Source organism: Streptomyces sp. YIM 121038 (genome assembly GCF_006088715.1).
Lineage (GTDB): Bacteria > Actinomycetota > Actinomycetes > Streptomycetales > Streptomycetaceae > Streptomyces.
Genome location: NZ_CP030771.1, coordinates 4,373,285 through 4,394,861, shown reverse-complemented (window position 1 = coordinate 4,394,861; position 21,577 = coordinate 4,373,285). Strand labels below are relative to the sequence as shown.

Below are 21,577 nucleotides of genomic sequence, written 5' to 3'. Positions count from 1 at the left end.
TATCAGATGTGGGGCCGGGGGGAGGGTGCCCGCCCGGCGCCGCCTTGCGGACGTCGCGGGCCTGGGCATCTGCCCCGCGCGGTCCTAGCATGTCGGCCCGTCGCCGTACATGACGGTTCGTCAGATACGGGTGTGCCGCCCGGGGAGGAGCCCGCCGATGGACGCCGCCTGCACCGTGGAGCAGAACGAGATCCGCCGCGCCGTGCGCGAGGTGCTCAGCAAGCGCCGGGCCGCCGAGGGCCTCCGCGCCGCCGTGCGCACCCCCGCCGGGTACGACGCCGCGCTCTGGGAGGCCCTCGCCGGGCGGCTCGGGCTTCCCGGGCTCGCGCTGCCCGAGGAGTACGGCGGGGTGGGGTGCGGGCCCGTCGAACTCGCCCTCGCCGGGGAGGAGCTGGGCCGGGCCCTCGCCCCCTCCCCGCTGTTCGCCACGGCCGTGCTCGCCGCCCCGCTGCTGCTCCGCCTCGGTACCGCGCGGCAGCGCGCCGCGTTCCTGCCCCGCGTCGCCTCGGGCGGGCTGACGGCCGCCCTCGCCGTGCCCGGGGCCGAGCTCGGCGCCGCGCTCGGCCTCACCGGCGGCAACGGCGGCGACTGGGCGGGCGGGGGGCGCGCGGGCGGCGTCCAGGCCACCGCCGCCACCGGCACCTGGCACCTCTACGGCCAGGCCGACCAGGTCCTCGACGGGCACAGCGCGGGGCTGCTGCTCGTCGCCGCGCACGCGGGCGGCTTCGCCCGCTCGCGGACCCTGCTGTTCCTCGTACGGGGCGACGCCCCCGGGCTCGTCCGCACCCGGCGGACCACCCTGGACGAGACGCGTGCGCAGGCCCGCGTGGAACTGCGGGACGTGCGCGCGGAGTTGCTCGGCGACGGCGAGGGCGCCGACGTGCTCCCGGCCCTCGCGGACGTGGGGGAGCGGGCCGCCGCCGTGCTGGCCGCCGAGGCCGTCGGCGCCGCGGACGAGGCCCTCGCGCGCACCCTCGGCCACGTCCGGGAGCGCGAGCAGTTCGGCCGCCCGATCGGGTCGTTCCAGGCGGTGAAGCACCGCCTCGCGGACGTGTACGTGAGGGTGTGCGCGGCGCGGTCGGCGGCTTACTACGCGGCTTGGGCGGCGGGCGCGGTGGGCCCGGCGGGCCCGCTGGGCGGGGAGGCGGCGGCGGACGGGCAGGCGGCGGTGGACGGGGAGGCGGTGGCATCCGCACCCGTAGCCGCGGGCGTCGAGCCCGGTGCGGGTCTCGCGCTCGCGTGTGCCCTGGACGCGCTGCGGACGGCGGCGGCCGAGGCCGTCCAGCTGCACGGCGGCACCGGCTTCACCTGGGAACACGACGCGCACCTGTTCTTCAAACGGGCGTCGGGCGACGAGCTGCTCTTCGGCCCCGCGCACCGGCTGCGGGCGCACGCGGCCGAACGAGCCGGACTGTTCGCGCCCCACTCCCACCCCGGGCGGGCGCCCGTTCGGGTGGGGCGGGGCGCCACGGCCGAGGAGGCGGCGGTCTGATGGCCGGGCCCGGCGTCCGGCTCGTACGGAAGGTGTCGGCGACCCGTGCCTTCGCCCGGCTCGCGCCGCGCGTGGTGCCCGCCGTCGACCGCGCGGTGCACCGGCTCACACGGGGAAAGGTGCTGCTCAGCGCGCGTATGCTGCCTGGACTCGTGCTCACGGCGCGGGGTGCGAGGAGCGGGCTGGTGCGGCGGACGCCGCTGGCTTGTGTGCCGGGGCGGGACGGGAGTTGGCTCCTGGTCGGCTCCAACTTCGGCCGGGCCGCCCATCCCGCGTGGACCGCCAATCTGCTGGCCCACCCGGACGCCGAGGTCAGCTGGCGCGGCAGGGACGTACCGGTGCGGGCCCGGCTGCTCACGGGCGACGAGCGGACCCGTGCGTGGGCGGCGGCCCTGGAGTTCTGGCCGCCGTACGCGGCGTACCAGGAACGGGTGGACCGGGAGATACGGGTGTTCCGCCTGGAACGGCGGGAAACGCGGGAAACGCGGGAAAAGCAGGAAAAGCAGGAAAAGCAGGAAAGGGGAGAAAGTGAGGAAAAGGGGCGCAGCCCCGTCGGGCGCGGCCCGGGGGCCGCGCCGGGGTGACAGGACTGTTCGGGGCTGCCGCCGCTACTTCGTGGGCTTCTTGCCGGTGACGCCCATGTGGACCAACGCGGCGAGGTTCGGCTTCAGTTCGGCCTGTTTGACGCCCCAGGTCTGGAAGCCGCGCTGGTGGGACGCGACCGCGGCGAGCATCGCGACCAGCGAACCGGCCAGGGCCGCGGGGCTCACGTCCTTGTCGACCTTGCCCTTGGACTGGAGCTCCTTGACGGTGTCCGCAAGGGAGTTGTTCACCGAGTTCAGGATCTTCATCCGGATCTTGTAGAAGCGCTTGTCGCCCTCGGCGGCGCCCAGGTCGACGACCCGGAGGATCGCGTCGTTCTTCCGCCAGAAGTCGAGGAAGCCGTCGACGAGGTCCTGCGACGTCTGCCAGCCCGCCTTGCCGACCCAGGAGCGGCCCTCCAGGAGGTGGGTCAACTCCGCGCCCTCGGTGGCCATTTGCTCGGCGATCTCCAGGACGGCGCCTTCGACGTCCGGGAAGTACTGGTAGAACGTCGCCGGTGAAGTGCCCGCCTTCCGGGCGACGTCGATGACCTTCACGTCGCGGTAGGGCGAGGAGCTGAGCATCTCGCTCAGGCAGTCGAGCAGTTTCTGACGTGTCGCCTGACCGCGTCGACCGGCCACTCGGCCGTCGACGGTTCGTACCTGTCCTGTCATGCCGTCAGCTTACCGAGGGGTGATCGGAGCGCGATTCGACCGAGTGCAAATGGGGTTGGAGCGGTGGCGCAGGGGCGCTGGAGGGGGACCGGAGTGCGCCGGAGGGCGCCCGGGGGCGGTGGTGCGCGCCGTCCGAAAAGAATTGGCCATGTGTTCGATTTCGTGGGCTGCGCGGTGCCGGGCCGGGGGTTAGCTTGACTGTGACGGAGGCCATAGGAAGGCCCTCCCTGTGCACCGACGGGCAAGAGCTGGTGCGCCGACGGGCAAGAGCTGAGGAAACGGTTCCATGGAATTCGCGGAAGGCGTCCCCTGCTGGGTGGACGCGATGCTGCCCGACGTGGAGGGCGGCAAGCGCTTCTACGGTGAGCTCTTCGGGTGGACCTTCGACTCCGGCGCGGGCCCCGAGCACGGGCGCTACGCCCAGGCGCTGCTCGACGGCGAACCCGTCGCCGCGCTCGCCCCCAAGCCGGACGGCCGCATGCCGACCACCTGGACGGTCTATCTGGCGACGCCCGACGCCGCCACGGCCGCCGCCCGGGTCACGGCCGCGGGCGGGCAGGTGATCACGGAGCCGGTCCCGGTGGGCGCCTACGGCACGATGGGGCTCGTGGCCGACCCCGAGGGCGCGGTCTTCGGGCTCTGGCAGGCCGGGGGGCACCCGGGCTTCGGCGCGCTGCGCAAGCCGGGCGCCTACTGCTGGACCGAGGTGCACGTACGCGACAAGAGCGTCGTGGACCCCTTCTACGAGGCCGTCTTCGGCTACGGCGGCCACGACGTCGAGCTCGGCGGCGAGGAGTTCCGCACCTGGTCGCCGGAGGGCGCCGAGGCCGGGCCCGACACCGCGGTGGGGGGCCGTGCCGTGATGTCCGCCTCGGTGCCCGCCGCGATGCCCGCGCACTTCCTCAGCTACTTCGCCGTGGCCGACTGCGACGCGACCGCCGCCGCGGCGCGACACCTCGGCGGACGGGTGCGGACCGAGCCGTACGACATCCCGTACGGAAGGGTGGCCGTCCTCGTCGACAACCAAGGGGCGGCATTCGGCATCCTCCAGGACTGAAGTCCCCCATCAGGTACCGTTACGCGGCTTTTGTACGGAAACATCCCGATGTTGCCCCGGGTTCGCAACCATCGCCCGGGACAGGAAGAATCAGGGTGCGTGCCGCCCGAGCGGCTCGGTGGTGAGACGCTGCACGAGGCCGCCCTTCGACGGTGGCTGGGTACGGGGAGGTGGCAGGCAAGTGGTGGACCAGCTGACGCAGCACGATCCGCGGCGGATCGGCCCGTTCGAGGTCCTGGGGCGGCTCGGCGCCGGCGGCATGGGGCTCGTGTATCTGGCGCGCTCCGCGTCCGGGCGCCGCGTGGCGATCAAGACGGTGCGGACGGAGCTCGCCGAGGACCAGCTGTTCCGGGTCCGCTTCACGCGCGAGGTGGAGGCCGCGCGCGCCGTCTCCGGCTTCTACACGGCCGCGGTGGTGGACGCCGACCCGCGCGCCGCGGTGCCCTGGCTCGCCACGGCGTACGTGCCCGCGCCCTCGCTCGAGGAGATAGTGAACGAGCACGGGCCGCTGCCCACCCAGGCCGTGCGCTGGCTCGCCGCCGGGATCGCGGAGGCCCTGGAGTCCATCCACGGCGCGGGCCTCGTGCACCGCGACCTGAAGCCGTCCAACGTCCTCGTCGTCGAGGACGGCCCGCGCGTCATCGACTTCGGCATCGCGTCCGGTGTCTCCAACACCCGTCTGACCATGACGAACGTCGCGGTCGGCACCCCCGCCTACATGTCGCCCGAGCAGGCGAAGGACTCCCGCAGCGTCACCGGCGCCAGCGACGTCTTCTCGCTCGGCTCCACCCTCGTCTTCGCCGCCACCGGGCACGCGCCGTTCCACGGCGCCAACCCCGTCGAGACCGTCTTCATGCTCCTGCGCGAGGGCCCCGACCTGGAGGGCCTGCCCGACGAGCTGCGGCCGCTCATCGAGTCCTGCATGCAGATGGAGGCCGCCCTCCGGCCCACCCCGAACGACCTCCAGGCCCAGCTCGCCCCGCACCTGTTCGCCTCCGAGAGCTCCGGCGACGACAGCGGTACCGCGTCCGCCTGGCTGCCCGAGCGGGCCGTGGCCCTGATCGAGGCCCGGCGCGGCGGCCGCCCGCCCGCGCGCGCCGCCACCACCGGCTCCGCCGGGCGCAACAGCCGCGCCGGGGCCGCGTCCGCGCCCGTGTCCCTGCCGCCCCCGCCGCGGCAGGCGCCCGCCATGCCCGCGCACGCCCCCTCGCAGGCGGCGCCGTCCACGCCCTCGCACGCGGCCTCCCACGCCCCCTTCCACGGGGGTGCGCCCGGGGGTGCGCCGGGCTTTCACGGGGGCGTGCCCGACGCCGGGCCCGTGCGGCTCGCGGGCGCCCAGGTGCCGATCGGACCCGGGCCGCGGGTCGCCGAGGCCCGCGCCGCCGTCGTGCCGCCGCCCTCCGGGCTCGCCGGGTCCTGGTCGCGCTCCGCCACGCCCGCCCCGGCGCAGCCGCGCGCCAACGGCACCGCGCCCGCCGCCGCCGCGCCCGCTTCCGCGCCCACCGGGGCCGGGGCCGCCGCGGGCGGCTCCTGGCGGCCCTGGCGGTTCCGCATGTCCAACGACGTGTGGGGCACCCCCGCCGTCGCCGGAAACCTCGTGTACGTCACCTCCTTCGAGGTCCACGCCCTCGACGTGGGCACCGGGCGGCGCAGCTTCAAGACCCGCGACGTCGCCTGGTCCATGGCGGTGGCCGACGGCCGCATCCACGCCTCCGACGGCCCCACCCTCTACGCCCTCGACGGCTCCGACGGCACCGACCTGTGGCGCCTGTCGACCGACGCCTGGGTGTACGCCCTCCAGGCCGACCGGGGCACCGTCGTCACCGCCACACGCGGCGGCGGCGTCCAGGGCTGGGAGGCCGCCAACGGCGAGAAGCTCTGGGAGATCACCGGCGCCCAGACCGAGTTCGAGACGCCCGAGGCCGCGCCCGTCATCCGCGACGGCACGGTGTACGTCTGGAAGGACGCCAGGCTCCGCGCCGTCGACGCCCGCAGCGGCATCGAGCGCTGGTCCTACCCCATCGGCGACGCCGCGTCCTGCGGCGGCGTGCCCGTCCGCGTGACCCAGGCCGCCGACGGCTTCGTGTACGTGGCCGCGGGCACCCGCGTCCTCGCCCTGGACGTCGCGGCCGGGCACGTGCGCTGGCACTTCGAGGCGCCCGCCGCGTTCCTCTCCCCGCCGGCCTTCGCGCCCGGTCCCGCCGTCACCGGCGGCGGCGTCTACCTCGCCGACTACCTGGGCACGGTGTACGCCCTCGACGCCACGGACGGCCGCGACCGCTGGCGCATCGCGACCGAGTCCCGCTCCTCCGTCGAGCCCGTCCTGGTCGCGGACGGCCACGTGCACGTCGGCAGCGGCAAGGGCCTCTACACCCTCGACGCCGTCACCGGCACGCCCAAGTGGCGCTTCCAGGCGGGCGGCGAGGTCGTCGGCTCGCCCGTGGTCGCCGACCGCCGCATCCACTTCGGCGCCACCGACCACCTCCTCTACACCCTCAAGGCCGACGACGGCCGCCTCCGCTGGAAGCTCGCCACCGGCGGCGAGATCACGGGGGCGCCCGTGGTGCGGGACGGGGTGGTGTACGCGTGCAGCAAGGACCGCTGCGTGTACGCGCTCGACGCGGAACGAGGCACAGCCACAGCCCGCTGACCCCCCGCCCCGACCCCGCCCGGGCGGCCCCCTCGCCCCGGTCCCACCCGGGCGGCCCCCTCGCCCTGGCCCTGCCCGGGCTGTCCCCCTCGCCCCGGCGATGAACGGCCGGGGCCCGCCCCGGACGGGCCGACGGTGCCCGGCCAGGCCCAACGCCTCGCCCTACGCGCCTCCGGGGTAGCCCCCACCCGCCCGCCCCAACTCCTAGCGCTGCGCGCCTCCGGGGTAGCCCCCACCCGCCCGCCCCAACTCCTAGCGCTGCGCGCCCCCCTGGGGCAGCTCCCACCCGCCCGCCCCAACGCCTCGCGCTGCGCGCCCCCGGGGCAGCCCCCCACCCACCCGCCCTCCACCGTGGCGGACACGGAGTCCACCACCAGCGCGGGCCCGCCGCGGTCAGCCCTCACCTGGACCCCTGGGCCCGAGCCGGGCCACGCTCACCCTGGCCGCAGCGAACCCCCACCCCCAGCACCGCCACGCACAGGCCCTGGATGGGGCCCCAGGAGCCCCCTCCGAAGCCCCGGCCGAGCCACCAGCACCCGGCGCGGTCCCACCACCCGCCCCCGCCACACGTGCCCGGCAGCGGTGCTCATAGCCCGGCCACACCCACTCCGGCCGCCACGAGGCCCGCCCCTAGGCGCTGCCTCGCACCGGCCCCGGCCAACAAGCGGCCCCGGCGCAGCCCCACCAAGCACACGGCCCCGGCACCAGCGCGACGAACCAAGCCACACCGCTGCCGCCGCCAGCCACCACCCCCGGCCCGCGGCCCGCACGGCCCCACCACCAACTCCCGCCCAGAGCAGGCGCGGTCCCACCACCCGCCCCTCGCCCGGTACACGCGCCCGGCAGCAGCGCTCCGACCAAGCCGCACTGGTGTGGGCCCTACCGTCAGCTCCTGTCCGGAGTAGGCGTGGTCCCGCCATCTGCCCCCGGCCGGGGCGTGCGTCCGGCGGCAGTGTTCCGACCAAGCCGCACTGGTGTGGGCTCTACCGTCAGCTCCTGTCCGGAGGGGGTGCGGTCCCACCGCCCACCCCCGCCCAGGGCATGCGCCCAGCTGCATTGCCTGACCAAGTCGCACGGGTGTCGGCCCCCGGTCAACTCCTGCCCGGAGTAAGCGTGGTCCTGCCACCCGCCCCCGGCCGGGGCGTGCGTCCGGCGGCAGTGTTCCGACCAAGCCGCACTGGTGTGGGCTCTACCGTCAGTTCCTGTCCGGAGTAGGCGTGGTCCCACCACCCGCCTCCGCCCAGGGCGCGCGCCCAGCTGCATTGCCCTGACCAAGCCGCACGGGTGCGGGCCCCCGTCAACTCCCGCCCGGAGTAAGCGTGATCCGTCCGCCCGGCCCCGGTCGGGGTGTGCGTTCGGTGGGAGTGTGTCGGGGTGTGCGTTCGGTGGGAGTGTTCCGAGCAAGCCGCACCGGTGTGGGCTCCACCGCCAGCTCCTGCCCGGAGCAGGCGTGGTCCTGCCACCTGCCCCCGCCCGGGGCGTGCGTTCGGCGGGAGTGCTCCGGCCAAGCCGTACCGGTATGGGCCTCGTCAACTCTTGCCCGAAGTAGGCGTGGTCCTGCCACCTGCCCCCGCCCGGGGCGTGCGTTCGGCGGGAGTGCTCCGGCCAAGCCGTACCAGTACTGGCCCCGTCAACTCTTGCCCGAAGTAGGCGTGGTCCCCCCGCCCGCCCCCGCCCAGGGCATGCGCCCAGCAGCAGTACTCCAACCGAGCCACACCGGTGCGGGCCCCACCACCAGCTCCCGTCCGGAGCAAGCGTGGTCCCGCCACCCGCCCCCACCCGGGGTGCCGCCCGGAGGCAGCACGCCGAGCAGGGCGGCGAGCACTGCCATTCGCCGGCCTCGGGGGGCAGCGCGGCCCCAACTTCGCCCCGCCCGAGGGTCGGGGTCAGCCGGAAACGGGCTTCTGGGCGGTCCCGCCGCCCGCCCCCGCCCGGCGGACGGGCCCAGTGGCGCCCCCTCAGGCCGAACCTCGCGCAGCTGGGGAGAGTCGGGTGGGTGGGTGGGAAGGCACCCGTCGCGGTAGCGACGGGCGGCGGGGGTGCCAGGCGCGGCGCCCCGCGTCGGGGCCGGGCGGGCGGAGCCGGGCGGTACGGGTGGGCGGGTGGGGGAGACCTCCGCAGGAGGCGACGCCCGGCCGGGCTCAAGCCGTGGCCACGGCCGGGCCCAACTGGTGGCCACTGCCGGGCCCAAGCGGTGGCCGGCCCAAGCGGTGGCCTGGCAGGACGGGCGGTGGCTGGGGCCCGGTGGCGGCTGGTGCCGGAGGGGGCTGGCAGCGGAGGCAGGGCTTGGGGCGGAAGGGGCTGGCAGCGGAGGCAGAGTTGGCGGAGGAGGGGGGCCGGCGATGAAAGCAGGGCCGGCGATGAAAGCAGGGCCGGCGATGAAAGCAGGGCTGGCTGTGGAAGCAAGGGCTGGTGGTGGAAGCCGGGCTTGGGGTGGAGGGGGAGTTACCGGGGGAAGGCCTGGGTGGCGGCGTACTGGGCGGTGGGGCCCAGGGACTCCTCGATGCGGATGAGTTGGTTGTACTTGGCGGTGCGGTCGGAGCGGGAGAGGGACCCGGTCTTGATCTGCCCGCACCCCGTCGCCACCGCCAGATCCGCGATCGTCGTGTCCTCCGTCTCGCCGGAGCGGTGGGACATGACGACGGTGTAGCCCGCCCGGTGGGCGGCGTCGACGGTGGCCAGGGACTCGGTCAGGGTGCCGATCTGGTTGACCTTCACGAGGACGGAGTTGGCGACGCCGGTGGCGATGCCCTCGCGCAGGAGGGTCTCGTTGGTGCAGAAGACGTCGTCGCCGGTGAGCTGGCAGCGCGCCCCGACGCGCGCGGTCAGGTCCCGCCACCCGTCCAGGTCGTCCTCGGCCATCGGGTCCTCGATCGACACGACGGGGTAGGAGTCGACCAGCTCGACCAGGTAGTCGGCGTGTTCGGCGGGGGTGCGCCGCACGCCCTCCCCGGCGTAGTCGTAGACGCCGTCGCGGAAGAACTCGGACGAGGCCGGGTCCATGACGAGGCCGATGTCCGCGCCCGGCCGGTACCCGGTGCGCTCGACGGCGGCGACGACGAAGTCGAGGGCCTCCTCGGCGGTGCGCAGGGCCGGGGCGAAGCCGCCCTCGTCGCCCACGCCCGTGGAGTGCCCGGCGGCGAGGAGGTCGCGGCGCAGGGTGTGGAAGATCTCGGACCCCATGCGTACGGCCTCGGCGAAGCTCTCCGCGCCGATCGGGGCGATCATGAACTCCTGGAAGTCCAGGGGATTGTCGGCGTGCGCGCCCCCGTTGACGATGTTCATCATCGGTACGGGCAGCAGCCGTGCGCCGGAGCCGCCGAGGTAGCGGTAGAGCGGCAGGCGGTGGGCGGCGGCCGCGGCCTTGGCGGTGGCCAGGGAGACCCCGAGGATCGCGTTGGCGCCGAGCCGGGACTTGCCGGGGGTGCCGTCCGTGGCGACGAGGACGGCGTCGAGACCCGCCTGGTCCTCGGCCTCGCGGCCCAGGACGGCGGCGGCGAGCTCCGTGTTGACGTGGCGTACCGCCTGGTCGACGCCCTTGCCGTGCCAGCGGCCCGGCTCGCCGTCGCGCAGCTCCACGGCCTCGCGGGCGCCGGTGGAGGCGCCGGAGGGGACCGCGGCCCGGCCGAGGGATCCGTCCGCCAGCTCCACGTCCACTTCGACGGTGGGGTTGCCCCTGCTGTCGAGGACGCGGCGGCCGGTGACGGAGGTGATGGCGGTCATGGGAGTCCTCCCGTTGTCGCATGCGTGGCCGGGGTTCGGCTGCGGCGACGGTGGCGCGGACCCGGCGCACCGCACTCTACAGCAGTGCTGTGCAGTTGTGCTGTTCAGTTTCTCTGTTCAGCTCAGCTGTTCAGTCGTGCTGCTCAGGCCTGCTACGCAGCGGGCCTGAGCAGCACCGCTGCGTTAAAGTTCGGTATGCCCCTTCCGGAATCCGCCGCCGTCGCGGCAGAACTGCGTACCGCGATGGGAAAGCTCACGCGGCGCGTGAAGCTCGAGGACCAGATGCCGCACGGCCAGGTGGCCGTCCTCGGCGCCCTCGACCGCAGCGGTGCGATGACGACCAGCGAGCTGGCGGCCGATCAGCGGGTGCGCCCGCAGTCCATGGCCCGGGCCGTGGGGCTGCTCATGGAGCAGGGGCTGATCACGCGCCGGGCGCATCCGACCGACGGCCGCAAGAGCCTGGTCGAGCTCTCCACCGCGGGGCGGGCCCTCCTTGAGGAGGAGCGGGGGCGCAGGGCGGACTGGCTCGCGCGGGCGATCGAGGCGGAGCTGACGCCGGAGGAGCGGAAGCTGCTGGCCCGGGGGATCGGCCTCGTGGAGAGGCTCGCGGCCCACTAGGACCCGCCCGGCTCACTAGGACCCTCCCGGCTCACTAGGACCCTCCCGACTCACTAGGACCTGCCCGGCTCACTAGGACCCGCTCGGCCCACTTGGACCCGCCCGGCTCACTAGGGCCCGCCCCACCCACTGGCGCCCTCCCGACCCACCGGGCTGGACCTACCGCAGCCGGTGCCCCCCGCCCCCACCCCGGGCACGCCCCGCGAAGAGCGCCGCCTGCCGCGCGCGCGGCGCGTTGCCCAGGGCGATGAGGTGCGGCGCCTGGGCGAGGGCCTGCGCGCGGGCCGCCTCCTTCGTGGCCCACAGGGCCCGGACCGTGCCCTGTACGGACTCGGTGGGGTAGGAGGCGATGGTCGCCGCCGCCCGGAGCGCCGCGGGCAGGAGCCCGTCGCCGGGGCACAGCTCGGAGACGAGCCCCACCTCGTACGCCCGCCGCGCGGACATCCGCTCGGCGGTCCCCATCAGGGCCGTCCGCGCCACCTCCCCGAACGGCATCCGCTGTGCCATGTACACGGTCTCGTAGGCGCTGACCATCCCGTACGTCGTATGCGGATCGAAGAACGTGGCGTGCTCGGCGGCGAGGGCGAACTCCGCCTCGCCGAGCAGGTAGAACGCCCCGCCGCAGGCCATGCCGTTGACGGCGGCGAGCACCGGTTTCCACAGGTCGTTGGCCTTGGGTCCGACCGTGAGGAGCGGGTCGTCGAGGGAGTACGGCGAGGAGGGCTGGGGCACCTCGGCCGCCCGGTCGATGCCCGTGCAGAACGCCCGGTCGCCCGCGCCGGTGAGGACCACGGCCCGCACCGCGTCGTCGTGGCGGAACTCCCGCCAGGCCGCGGCGAGTCCGGCGGCCAGGGGCAGGTCGATCGCGTTGTGCCGCTCGGGCCGGTCCAGGGTCAGGACGGCCACCCCGGTCTCCTCGTCCCGCTCGACCCGCAGCCCGGCGGCGGCTCCGGCTCCGCACACGGCTCCGGCTCCGCTCGCGCCCCCGGCTCCGTTCGCAGGCCCCGTCACGGCCGCTCCAGGACCCAGCGCGGCACGACGACGCCGCCCTGGTCGGCGAAGACCACCTGCACCCGGGCCCCGACGCGGGGGCGCCCTGCCGCCACGGAGTCCAGGGAGGCCCCCGCCCGCGCGACGAGGTTGCCGACGAGCCGGATGTGCGGGGCCTCGGCCAGCTCCACGACGACCGGGTGGTACGGAGCGAGGGCGGCGTAGGCGGGCAGGAGCGGCGGGTGCGGGACGACGTACGACCAGATCCGGCCCTTGCCGCTCATCCGGCGCCAGTCGGAGGCGAAGGACCCGCAGTGCGGACAGCAGGGGCGCGGCGGGAAGCGGAGCGCGCCGCAGCCGTCGGCGGCGCAGGCCTGGACGCGCAGCTCGCCGCGGGCCGCGTACTCCCAGAAGGGGGCGCCGTCGTCGTCGACGACGGGGGTCAGCAGTTCGTTCATGGGTCTCCCAGCTCCTCCGTGGGCCGCGTGAACGGCTTCTCCGTGGGCCGCGCGAACGCGCGGCTGCCGACGCTCAGTTCCGCAGCAGGACCGCCGACGTCGGTACGCCCTCGCCCGCCGTGACCAGGCACGTCGACGCTCCGGGCACCTGTGCCGTGCCCGCGCCGCGCAGCTGCCGCACGCCCTCCGTGATCAGGTTGAAGCCGTGGACGTACGCCTCGCTGAGGCCGCCGCCCGCCGTGTTGAGGGGGAGGCGGCCGCCGATCTCCAGGGCGCCGCCCTCGGTGAACGCGCCGCCCTCGCCCCGGTCGCAGAAGCCGTAGCCCTCCAGGGAGAGCGGGACGAGGGGGGTGAACGCGTCGTAGATCTGGGCGACGTCGACGTCCTCGGGGCCGAAGTCCGCGTGTTTCCACAGGTGCCGGGCGGCGGTCCAGGCGGGCCCGGAGAGCGGGTCGTCGTTCCAGTAGTTGACCATGCCGTGGTGCTGGGCGGGCAGCCCCTGTGCGACGGAGTGGACGTACACGGGCCGGTGGCGGCAGTCGCGGGCGCGGGCGGCGGAGACGAGGACGCAGGCCAGCGCGCCGTCGGTCTCCAGGCAGTTGTCGAAGAGGCAGAGCGGCTCGCTGATCCAGCGGGACGTCATATACATGTCACGCGTGAGCGGACGCTCGTACATGATCGCGGCCGGATTCTGGTTGGCGCGATTCCTGCAGGCCAGGGCCACGTTGAAGAGGTGGTCGCGGCTCGCGCCGTACTCGTGCATATAGCGGCGGGTGAGCATCGCTATCTCGTCGACAGGACGAAGGAGCCCGAAGGGCCGGGTCCACTGGGCGGGGGTGGGGAGCTGGACGGCGGTGTTCTTCCACGGCCGCGGGCCGCTGCCGCGCTTGCGGGAGCGCCAGGCGACGCCGACCGTGGCCTGGCCCGTGGTGATCGCGGCGGCGAGATGGGCGAGCGTGGCGCAGGAACCGCCACCGCCGTAGCCCGCCTTGCTGAAGAAGGTCACGTCCCCGGCGCCGATGGCCTTGGCCACCTCCACCTCGTCGGTCTCCTCCATGGTGTACGAGGCGAAGGCGTCGACCTCGGCCGGGGCGATGCCCGCGTCGGCGAGCGCGGCGAGGATCGCGCGGCAGGCCAAGGCCTTCTCGCTCTCGGGGAGTTGCCGGGCGAAGTCGGTCTGCCCGATGCCGACGATCGCCGTGGCGTCCTTGATCGAGGCCGTTCCCGCGGGCCTTCTGGCGCGGCCCGCGGGGCGTGCGGCCCTATCCGCCGCCGCGGGTCCTGTGGAACCGTCGGTTGCCGGCAGTTTTCTGGGGGAAGTCATCCGGGTGCCTCCAGACGCCTCGCGGTGCGCCACGCTGCTGACAGCGCGCCAGGCTACAGCTAATCTGACGGTTAGTCAGCTACGTGACGGAGGGGGATGGGTGAGGATGCGCGGTGACCTGGAGTGGGGCAGCGTCCCGGGCCTGGTCCGGGCGGCGGTGCGGCGCTTCGGCGACCGGGAGGCGGTCGTCGAGGGCCGTACGCGGGTGACGTACGAGGAGCTCGGCGAGCGCGTCGAGCGGGCCGCCGCCGCGTGTCTGGCGCGCGGGGTGCGGGCCGGGGACCGCGTCGCCGTCTGGGCGCCGAACACCCTCGACTGGATCGTGTCCGCCCTCGGCGCGGTCAGCGCGGGCGCCGTCCTCGTGCCGATCAACACCCGTTTCAAGGGCACGGAGGCCGCGTACGTCCTGCGCCGCTCGCGCGCCCGGCTGCTCTTCGTCACCGGCACGTTCCTCGGCACGTCGTACGTGGCGGCCCTCCGGCGCGCGGCCGGTGACGGCTCCGGCGACGGGCCGCTGCCCGGCCTGCCGCACCTGGAGGAGGTGGTGGTGCTCGCCGACGACGCCCCCGCCGACTTCCGCACCTGGAAGGACTTCCTCGCGGGCGGCGACGCGGTGCCGGACGCCGAGGTGCGGGCCCGCGCGGACGCGGTCGAGGGCACCTGGCCCTCCGACGTCGTCTACACCTCGGGCACGACGGGCCGCCCCAAGGGCGCGGTGATCACCCACGCGCAGACCCTGCGCTGCTACGAGATCTGGAGCGACCTCGCGGGACTCCGCGAAGGCGACCGCTACTTGATCGTGAACCCCTTCTTCCACACCTTCGGCTACAAGGCCGGGATCATCGCCTGTCTGATGCGGGGCGCCACGATGATCCCGCAGCCGGTGTTCGACGTGGACACCGTCCTCGCGAACGTGGTCGGCGAGGGCGTCACGGTGCTGCCCGGACCGCCCACCCTGCACCAGGCGCTCCTCGACCACCCGGCCCGGGACGCGCACGACCTGTCCGCGCTCCGGCTCGTGGTGACGGGCGCCGCGGTCGTGCCGCCGCGCCTGGTGCAGCGGCTCCGCGCCGAGCTGGGCATCTCCACCGTCCTGACCGCGTACGGGCTCTCCGAGGCCAGCGGCATCGTCACGATGTGCCGCAGGGGCGACCCGGAGGAGGTCGTCGCGACGACGTCCGGCCGCGCGATACCCGGCACCGAGGTCCGGATCGTGTCGGTGGCGGGGGAGACGCTGCCGCCGGGCAGCCCCGGCGAGGTCCTGGTCCGGGGCCACCACGTGATGAGCGGCTACTACGAGGACCCGTCCGAGACCAAGAAGGTCCTGACCGGCGACGGCTGGCTGCGCACCGGCGACGTGGGCGTCCTCGACGAGGACGGCAACCTCCGCATCACGGACCGGATCAAGGACATGTTCATCGTCGGCGGCTTCAACGCCTACCCCGCCGAGATAGAGCAGCTCCTCGGCGTCCACCCCGACGTGTCCGACGTGGCCGTGATCGGGGTCGCCGACGCGCGTCTGGGCGAGGTCGGCAAGGCGTACGTGGTGCGCCGTCCCGGCGCGACGCTCACCGCCGACGACGTGATCGCCTGGTCGCGGCGCGAGATGGCGAACTACAAGGTCCCGCGCGAGGTCGAGTTCGTGCCGGACCTGCCCCGCAACGCGAGCGGCAAGGTCCTGAAGGGCGAACTGCGCCGACGCGGCGTGACCGGCTAGCCGGGCCGTGGCCGGGGTGCGGCCGGGGCGTGGGCCGGCGGCTCAGCCGTCGGTCGCGGCCCGCTCGGCCGCGCTGCGCTCCACGCAGAACTCGTTGCCCTCGATGTCGGCCAGGGTCACCCAGCCGAGCCCGTCCGGCCGCCGGTGGTCGGCGACGAGCGTCGCCCCCAGCTTCAGGAGCCGCTCCACCTCCTCGTCACGGGACCGCTCCTGCGGCTGGAGGTCGAAGTGCACCCGGTTCTTCCCGGTCTTGGCGTCCGGTACGACGACGAAGAGCAGGTCCGTCCCCCCGGGCGTCCTGAGCAGGACCTCCGGGTCCCCGGGGGCGTCGTCCTCGGCGAGCGACCCGCCGAGCACCCCGGCCCAGAAGGTGCCGAGCCCGTAGGCGTCGCGACAGTCGAACGTGATGTGGCGCACCAGTGTGGTCATGCGGCGGACTATGCGACACGCGGCCGGGCCTGTCCACCGATTTCCGGCCCGGCCCCCGGGCTTCGAACGGCTCCGGGCTTCGAACGCTCCGGGCCTCGAACGGCTCCGGGGCCGAGCGGGCAGCTCGGCCCCGGGGGCGCTCAGCTCCGCGGCGGGGTCGGCATCTGGCCGTCGCCGGGCGGTGCCGGGAAGTGCCCGTCGCCCTGCGGGGTGACCGGGGTGTGGCCGTCCCCGAGCGGCGCCGCCACCGGGGAGTGGCTGTCGGCGAAGGCCGTCGTCGAGGCTCCCGCGGAGGCCGCGGCGACCACGGCCAGGGTGACGAGGATCTTTCTGGTTCGAGTCATTCCAACTCCTTGGAGGGGGACAGACTTTCCACAACTGACTCTAGCCGTACATAAGCCCTATATTCGAACAAATGCTGTTGAAAATCGTCGAGTTGGCGCAATCGGGTCACCCCGGAAACGCCTCGGCCGCGGCGGCTCCCCCTCCGCGCCGCCGCGGCCGATCCCCGTCAGGATGAAAGTCTCAGGCGTCCTTCGCGGGCGGGGCCGGCATGTGGCCGTCACCCTTGGTGGTCGCGCCGCCCTTGGGAGGGACGGGCATGTGACCATCGCCGGTCGGGACTATCGGTCCGTCCTCAGGCGGTGCGGGCATGTGCCCGTCCCCCATGGGCTTGAGGACTTTCTTCTTCTTGCTGTCGCTCATGTGTGACTCCAGCTTGGTGCGGGGCTCCGGGACTAGACCGCCCGCTCGGCAACTCCCCCGAGGGTCGCCGAGCGGGCGGTCCAGGGCCGCTCACGATAGCTGTGGGGCCCACGCGACCCGTCTGCCCCCCGACGCGACGGATCGTTGAAATAAGAGTGGCAGCCCGTCATAAACGTTCGATGAACGTGCTCGAAGACGGCCCTGCGCGGTGCGGTTGAGGCCCTATGCGGCCGCTACCGGACGCAGCAGGACACGCACCTCGTCCGCCTCCGGCGCCCCCGTCTGCTCGTGCAGGGCCAGGGCCTTGCTCCAGCAGGCCCGGGCCCGGTCGATCTGGCCGAGGCTGTCGAGCGCCTTGCCGAGCACGGTCAGGACGTTGGCGCGCATCCAGTCGCCGCCGACGCAGCCGGTGGCGAGGGCCTGCTCGGCGTGTTTCGCGGCCTGGGCGGGGTGGCGGGCCGCCAGGTGGACCTGGGCGATGCGGTAGTGCGCCGCGCCCTCCCACAGCCGCTGGCGGTTCTCCGCGAAGACCCGCTGGGCGTCCGTGAGCTGGACGAGCGCCTCCGCGTACCGTCCGGCCTGGTTGAGGCCGATCCCCAGCGCGTACCGGGCGTTGGCGACCCGGAAGCTGATGCCGAGTTCGTCGTAGAGGGCCACGCCCTGGCGGGCGAGCTCGATGGACTGGTCGGTGCGCCCCATCATGGCGAGGGTCCGGGACCAGTTGCACAGGGAGCTCGCCTCGCCGTGCCGGTTGCCGTCGAGCCGGAAGGCCTCGATGGCGCGCAGGACGTGGGTCTCGACGGTCTTGAGTGCGAGTGGATCACTGCCCGCGTGCTGGTTCATGCAGCCCACGGAGATGGCCAGTTCGTTCGCGGCGTTGCCCCGCGTCCACGGGTCCTCGGTGGTCTCGGCGTGGTCCGCGGCGCGCTGCAGCTCCACGGCGGCCTGTTCGAAGGAGCCGAGCTTGTTGAGGACCTGCCCGAGGGTCACGCGGGCCCGGCCCTCGGCGTGCGGGTCCCCCGCCTCGTGCGCGGCGGCACAGGCCGCCCGGGTCACCAGCTCGAAGCGGTGCGAGCTCGCCCCCGACTCCGCCAGGTCCTTGGCCGCGAGCAGCAGGTCCACCGCCCGCCGCAGCCCGGCCCGGCCCAGGGACTGCTGGGCGCACGCCAGGATGCAGGCCGCCTCCGCGTGCAGCCAGTCCAGGGCCCTGGCGTCGTCCTCGAAGCCCCGTACGGGGTGGTCGACGGACTCCAGGTGATCCACTGTCCGGTCACCGGGACGCTCGATCGCGTACACCCGGGCCGCCGAGGCCAGGTAGAAGTCCAGGAGCCGGGAGAGCGCGGCCTCGCGTTCGCTGGGCGGGAGTTCGTCGCGTTCGGCGCAGGCGCGGGCGTAGAGGCGGACGAGGTCGTGGTAGCGGTAGCGGCCGGGGGCCGCGGACTCCAGGAGCGAGGTGTCGACCAGGGACTCCAGGAGGTCCTCGGCGTCCTCGGGCGCGAGGTCGAGCATCGCGGCGGCGGCCGTGAGGGAGATGTCGGGCCCGTCGGCGAGGCCGAGGAGGCGGAAGGCACGGGCCTGGACGGGCTCCAGCTGGCCGTAGCCGAGCTCGAAGGTGGCCTCGACGGCGAGGTCGCCCGCCTGGAGCTCGTCGAGGCGGCGGCGCTCGTCGGCCAGCTTCGCGGCCAGGGTGGAGACGGTCCAGGTGCGGCGGGCGGCGAGCCGGGAGGCCGCGATGCGGATGGCCAGGGGCAGGAAGCCGCAGGCGGCGACCACGTCGAGGGCCGCCTCCCGCTCGGAGGCCACGCGCTCCTCGCCGACGATCTTCGTGAAGAGCTGGAGCGCCTCGTCGGGGGACATCACGTCCAGGTCGACGAGGTGGGCCCCGGCCAGGTCCACCATGCGGGTGCGGGAGGTGACCAGGGCGGCGCAGCCCTCCGTGCCGGGCAGGAGCGGGCGGACCTGGGCGGCGTCGCGGGCGTTGTCGAGCAGGACGAGGACGCGGCGGCCGTCCAGGACGGAGCGGAACAGCGCGGCCCGCTCCTCCAGGGTGTCCGGGATGTCGGGGTCGGCCGTGCCGAGGGCGCGCAGGAAGGCGCCGAGGACCGTCTCGGGCTCGGCGACTCTGGGGCCCGCGCCCTGGAGGTCGACGTACAGCTGGCCGTCGGGGAAGTGCGGGCGCGCGGCGTGCGCGACGTGCACGGCGAGGGTGGTCTTGCCGACGCCGCCGATGCCGGCGAGGGCGGACACCGCCATCACCCGGCCCTCGGCCGTGGAGAGGATGTCGCTCAGCTCCTTGACGAAGGAGACGCGGCCGGTGAAGTCCTGCACGGTGGCCGGAAGCTGGGCGGGCCGGATGACGCCCGCGGACGGTTCGGCGGCGGGGGCCGAGGGCTCGGCCAGGGCCGGGTCGGCGGTGAGGATGCGCTGCTGGAGCTCCTGGAGGCCGGGGCGCGGGTCGACGCCGAGCTCGTCGGCGAGCAGGCGGCGGGTGTCCGCGTAGACGGCGAGGGCCTCGGCCTGGCGGCCGGAGCGGTAGAGGGCCAGCATCAGCAGTTCGCGCAGGCGCTCGCGCAGCGGGTGCGCGGCGGTGAGGGCGGTGAGTTCGGAGACGGACTCGGCGTGGCAGCCCTGTTCGAGGTCCATGTCGAGGCGGGCCTCGACGAGTTGCAGGCGCCACTCCTCCAGGCGGGTGCGCTGGGCGTCGGCGTACGGTCCCGGCACGTTCGCGAGGGGCTCGCCGTCCCAGAGGGACAGGGCCTTGTTGACGAGGGCGCGGGCCTGGCACAGGTCGCCCTGGGCGCGGGCCCGTTCGGCCACGGCCGACAGGGTCTCGGCCTCGGCGAGGTCGAGCGCGCCCTCGGCGGCGCGCACGGCGTAGCCGCCGGACTCGCTGACCAGGGCGCCGGGCGGGAGGACCTTGCGCAGCCGCGACGCGTAGGTGCGGATGGCGGCGAGGGCCTGCGAGGGGGGCTCCTCGCCCCAGATGGCGTCGATGAGTTCGGACGCGGTGGCCGTGCGGCCGTCACGCAGCAGCAGGGCGGCGAGCAGCGCGCGCTGCTGCGGTGACCCCGTGGACAGCTGCTGCTCCCCGAGCCAGGCCCGCACGGGCCCCAACACGCTGAACCGCGCGGTCGCCTGCACGTCCCCTTCGGCCTCACCCGAGCTGCCGCCCGAGCCCGCGCCGCCTGCGGCCGCTGCGCCGGAGACCTCGGCCGCGCCTACGCCTGCGGCACCCGCCGAGGCCGGAGCGTCTGCCACGTTCACCGAGCCTGCGGCACCCCTGGCGCCTGCGCCTGCCGAGCCTGTGGCACCTGCCGCGCCCGGGGCGCTCGCCGAGCCTGTGGCACCCGCCGCGCCTGTGGCGCTTGCCGAGCCTGTGGCGCCCGCCGTCCCCACGGCACCCGCCCGGCCGGACAGCGGCCCTGCCGCCAGCCCCCTCTTGCTCCGGCCGCCGCGTGTCGCCCGGCCCGGGGCAGAGGGCTTGGCGGGGGCGGGGTCCGGGGCAGGCTCGGGCCCGGCCGGGCCCCGGCCGGGGCCCGGCTCCTGGCTCGCGCCAAGCGAAGCGCTTCCCGCAGCCGGACGCCGCTGCTCCGGAACTCGCGGTAGACCGTCCATCGCTCCCCCTGCTGCCCTGCCGCACGCAGTTGCCTATGTCTGATCAAATACGCCCAACTGTGCCCGGCTGTGCCCGGTTCCTGCCTGCTGTGCCCGATACGGGTCTGCCCAGCCCGCACGACGTACTGCGGTGCACAGTTTGCCTTGTCGAGGGCGAATGCGTCAGCCGTGCGAGACGGCTCTCACAGGGTCATCGCACCAGTGACCGGTTTCGGACAACTGACGGATCGTCAGATGCGCGCTACCGTGGGCGGCATGGAGACCGTGGAGAACACTGCGGAGAGCGTCCAGGGCACCGCCGTCACCAGGCCCCCGTTCCCCCGGATCATCTCGGTGGACGACCACACGGTGGAGCCCCCGCACGTCTGGGCGGACCGGCTGCCGGAGAAGTACCGCGACCGGGGCCCGCGCATCGTCCGCGCCCCCCTGAAGGAAATGTCGTTCTTGGGCGGTAAGTTCGCCCCGGTGATGGGGGCGAAGGGGGACGAAGGCCCCATCGGGGACTGGTGGGTGTACGAGGATCTGCACCGGCCCCTGACCCGCCTCGACACGGCCGTCGGCTGCGCGCGCGACGAGATCAAGCTGGAAGTCATCACCTACGAGCAGATGCGTCCGGGCTCCCACAGCGTCCCGGAGCGCCTCGCCGACATGGACGTCAACCACGTCCAGTCCGCCCTGTGCTTCCCCACCTTCCCGCGCTTCTGCGGCCAGACGTTCACCGAGGCCGAGGACCGTGACCTGGGCCTTCACTGTGTGCGTGCGTATAACGACTGGATGGTGGAGGAGTGGTGCGGGCCCGCCGCCCGAGGTCGTCTGATACCGCTCACCCTGGTCCCGCTGTGGGACGCGGACCTGGCGGCGGCCGAGGTGCGGCGCAACGCGGCCCGGGGCGTGCGGGCCGTCGCGTTCTCCGAGATACCGCCCCACCTGGGGCTTCCCTCGATCCACACCGACTACTGGGATCCGTTCCTCGCGGCCTGCGACGAGACCGGCACGGTCGTCGCCATGCACATCGGGTCGTCCAGCAGGATGCCCTCGACCTCGGCCGACGCGCCGCCCGCCGTCGGCTCCACCATCACGTTCGCGAACTGCTGCTTCTCGATGGTCGACTGGCTGATGAGCGGCAAGTTCGAGCGCTTCCCGCGCCTGCGGGTCATGTACGCCGAGGGACAGATCGGCTGGATTCCCTACATCATGGAGCGCGCGGACGTGGTGTGGGAGGAGAACCGGGCCTGGGGCGGCGTCGCCGACAAGGTCCGCAGGCCGCCCTCCGAGCTGTTCGCCGAGCACGTCTACGGATGCTTCTTCGACGACGCCTTCGGGCTGCGGAACCTCGACGCGATCGGCGTCGGCAACGTCCTGTACGAGACCGACTACCCGCACTCGGACTCCACCTGGCCGAAGTCGCGCGAGGTCGGCGAGGCCCAGATGGAACACCTGGCTCCGGACGTCGTGGAGCGGATCGTGCGCGGCAACGCCATCGACCTGCTCGGCCTCACCCCGGCGGGTCTGTGGCCGGGGCCCGGGGCCTGAGCGGGGCCGA

At 74.3% G+C, this 21,577-nt stretch carries 15 protein-coding genes and 1 pseudogene; 7 read left to right on the top strand and 9 right to left on the bottom strand.

Features of this window, described 5'->3' with window-relative positions:
- Nucleotides 1–157 precede the first annotated feature (157 nt).
- Nucleotides 158–1,492, top strand: a complete 1,335-nt coding sequence (locus C9F11_RS18330) for an acyl-CoA dehydrogenase family protein (RefSeq protein WP_138960310.1) — start codon at nt 158–160, stop codon at nt 1,490–1,492.
- A pseudogene (locus C9F11_RS18325) lies at nt 1,492–1,962 on the top strand (nitroreductase family deazaflavin-dependent oxidoreductase); the annotation flags it as partial. The gene C9F11_RS18330 and the pseudogene C9F11_RS18325, both read left to right, overlap by 1 nt.
- 138 nt (nt 1,963–2,100) lie before the next feature.
- Here the strand turns inward: C9F11_RS18325 and C9F11_RS18320 are convergent.
- Nucleotides 2,101–2,748, bottom strand: coding sequence for a TetR family transcriptional regulator (locus C9F11_RS18320; protein WP_138960308.1), 648 nt, complete (start codon nt 2,746–2,748; stop codon nt 2,101–2,103).
- A gap of 286 nt (nt 2,749–3,034) precedes the next feature.
- On the opposite strand from C9F11_RS18320, the gene C9F11_RS18315 reads away from it, so the two are divergent.
- Both C9F11_RS18315 and C9F11_RS18310 read left to right on the top strand, forming a co-directional pair.
- On the top strand, nt 3,035–3,805 hold the full coding sequence (locus C9F11_RS18315; protein ID WP_138960307.1) for a VOC family protein: 771 nt from the start codon (nt 3,035–3,037) through the stop codon (nt 3,803–3,805).
- A gap of 181 nt (nt 3,806–3,986) precedes the next feature.
- Nucleotides 3,987–6,455, top strand: a complete 2,469-nt coding sequence (locus C9F11_RS18310) for a serine/threonine-protein kinase (protein ID WP_138960306.1) — start codon at nt 3,987–3,989, stop codon at nt 6,453–6,455.
- 2,445 nt (nt 6,456–8,900) lie between these two features.
- On the opposite strand, the gene eno is transcribed toward C9F11_RS18310, so the two are convergent.
- Nucleotides 8,901–10,178 carry a phosphopyruvate hydratase gene (eno, locus tag C9F11_RS18305; RefSeq protein ID WP_138960305.1) on the bottom strand — a complete coding sequence of 426 codons (1,278 nt, stop codon included), beginning with the start codon at nt 10,176–10,178 and terminating at the stop codon, nt 8,901–8,903.
- 195 nt (nt 10,179–10,373) lie between these two features.
- On the opposite strand from eno, the gene C9F11_RS18300 reads away from it, so the two are divergent.
- On the top strand, nt 10,374–10,796 hold the full coding sequence (locus C9F11_RS18300; RefSeq protein WP_138960304.1) for a MarR family transcriptional regulator: 423 nt from the start codon (nt 10,374–10,376) through the stop codon (nt 10,794–10,796).
- A gap of 159 nt (nt 10,797–10,955) precedes the next feature.
- Here C9F11_RS18300 and C9F11_RS18295 read toward each other — a convergent pair whose 3' ends face one another.
- From C9F11_RS18295 to C9F11_RS18285, 3 genes are all read right to left on the bottom strand, one after another.
- A complete protein-coding gene (locus C9F11_RS18295; RefSeq protein ID WP_138960303.1) occupies nt 10,956–11,759 on the bottom strand; it encodes an enoyl-CoA hydratase/isomerase family protein in 804 nt (267 codons plus the stop codon).
- 44 nt (nt 11,760–11,803) lie between these two features.
- Complete coding sequence (locus C9F11_RS18290) at nt 11,804–12,235, bottom strand: OB-fold domain-containing protein (RefSeq protein ID WP_138966666.1); 432 nt, start codon at nt 12,233–12,235, stop codon at nt 11,804–11,806.
- 82 nt (nt 12,236–12,317) lie between these two features.
- On the bottom strand, nt 12,318–13,568 hold the full coding sequence (locus C9F11_RS18285) for a lipid-transfer protein (protein WP_249401784.1): 1,251 nt from the start codon (nt 13,566–13,568) through the stop codon (nt 12,318–12,320).
- Between the two features lie 106 nt (nt 13,569–13,674).
- Here C9F11_RS18285 and C9F11_RS18280 point away from each other — a divergent pair, with 106 nt between their 5' ends.
- Entirely contained in the window at nt 13,675–15,285 is a 1,611-nt protein-coding gene (locus C9F11_RS18280; RefSeq protein WP_138966662.1) for a FadD3 family acyl-CoA ligase, read from the top strand.
- Between the two features lie 42 nt (nt 15,286–15,327).
- Here C9F11_RS18280 and C9F11_RS18275 read toward each other — a convergent pair whose 3' ends face one another.
- The 4 genes from C9F11_RS18275 to C9F11_RS18260 form a co-directional block, all read right to left on the bottom strand.
- Nucleotides 15,328–15,714, bottom strand: a complete 387-nt coding sequence (locus C9F11_RS18275) for a VOC family protein (protein WP_138960302.1) — start codon at nt 15,712–15,714, stop codon at nt 15,328–15,330.
- 140 nt (nt 15,715–15,854) lie between these two features.
- A complete protein-coding gene (locus tag C9F11_RS18270) occupies nt 15,855–16,058 on the bottom strand; it encodes a hypothetical protein (RefSeq protein ID WP_138960301.1) in 204 nt (67 codons plus the stop codon).
- Between the two features lie 181 nt (nt 16,059–16,239).
- Nucleotides 16,240–16,419 carry a hypothetical protein gene (locus tag C9F11_RS18265; RefSeq protein ID WP_138960300.1) on the bottom strand — a complete coding sequence of 60 codons (180 nt, stop codon included), beginning with the start codon at nt 16,417–16,419 and terminating at the stop codon, nt 16,240–16,242.
- Nucleotides 16,420–16,641: 222 nt separating this feature from the next.
- The gene (locus tag C9F11_RS18260) at nt 16,642–20,034 is read right to left on the bottom strand and encodes a BTAD domain-containing putative transcriptional regulator (protein ID WP_249401783.1); all 3,393 of its coding nucleotides are present in this window, start codon (nt 20,032–20,034) and stop codon (nt 16,642–16,644) included.
- Between the two features lie 255 nt (nt 20,035–20,289).
- Here C9F11_RS18260 and C9F11_RS18255 point away from each other — a divergent pair, with 255 nt between their 5' ends.
- Nucleotides 20,290–21,567 (top strand): amidohydrolase family protein, encoded by a 1,278-nt coding sequence (locus C9F11_RS18255; RefSeq protein WP_138966658.1) that lies wholly within the window; start codon nt 20,290–20,292, stop codon nt 21,565–21,567.
- The last annotated feature ends 10 nt before the right edge of the window (nt 21,568–21,577 follow it).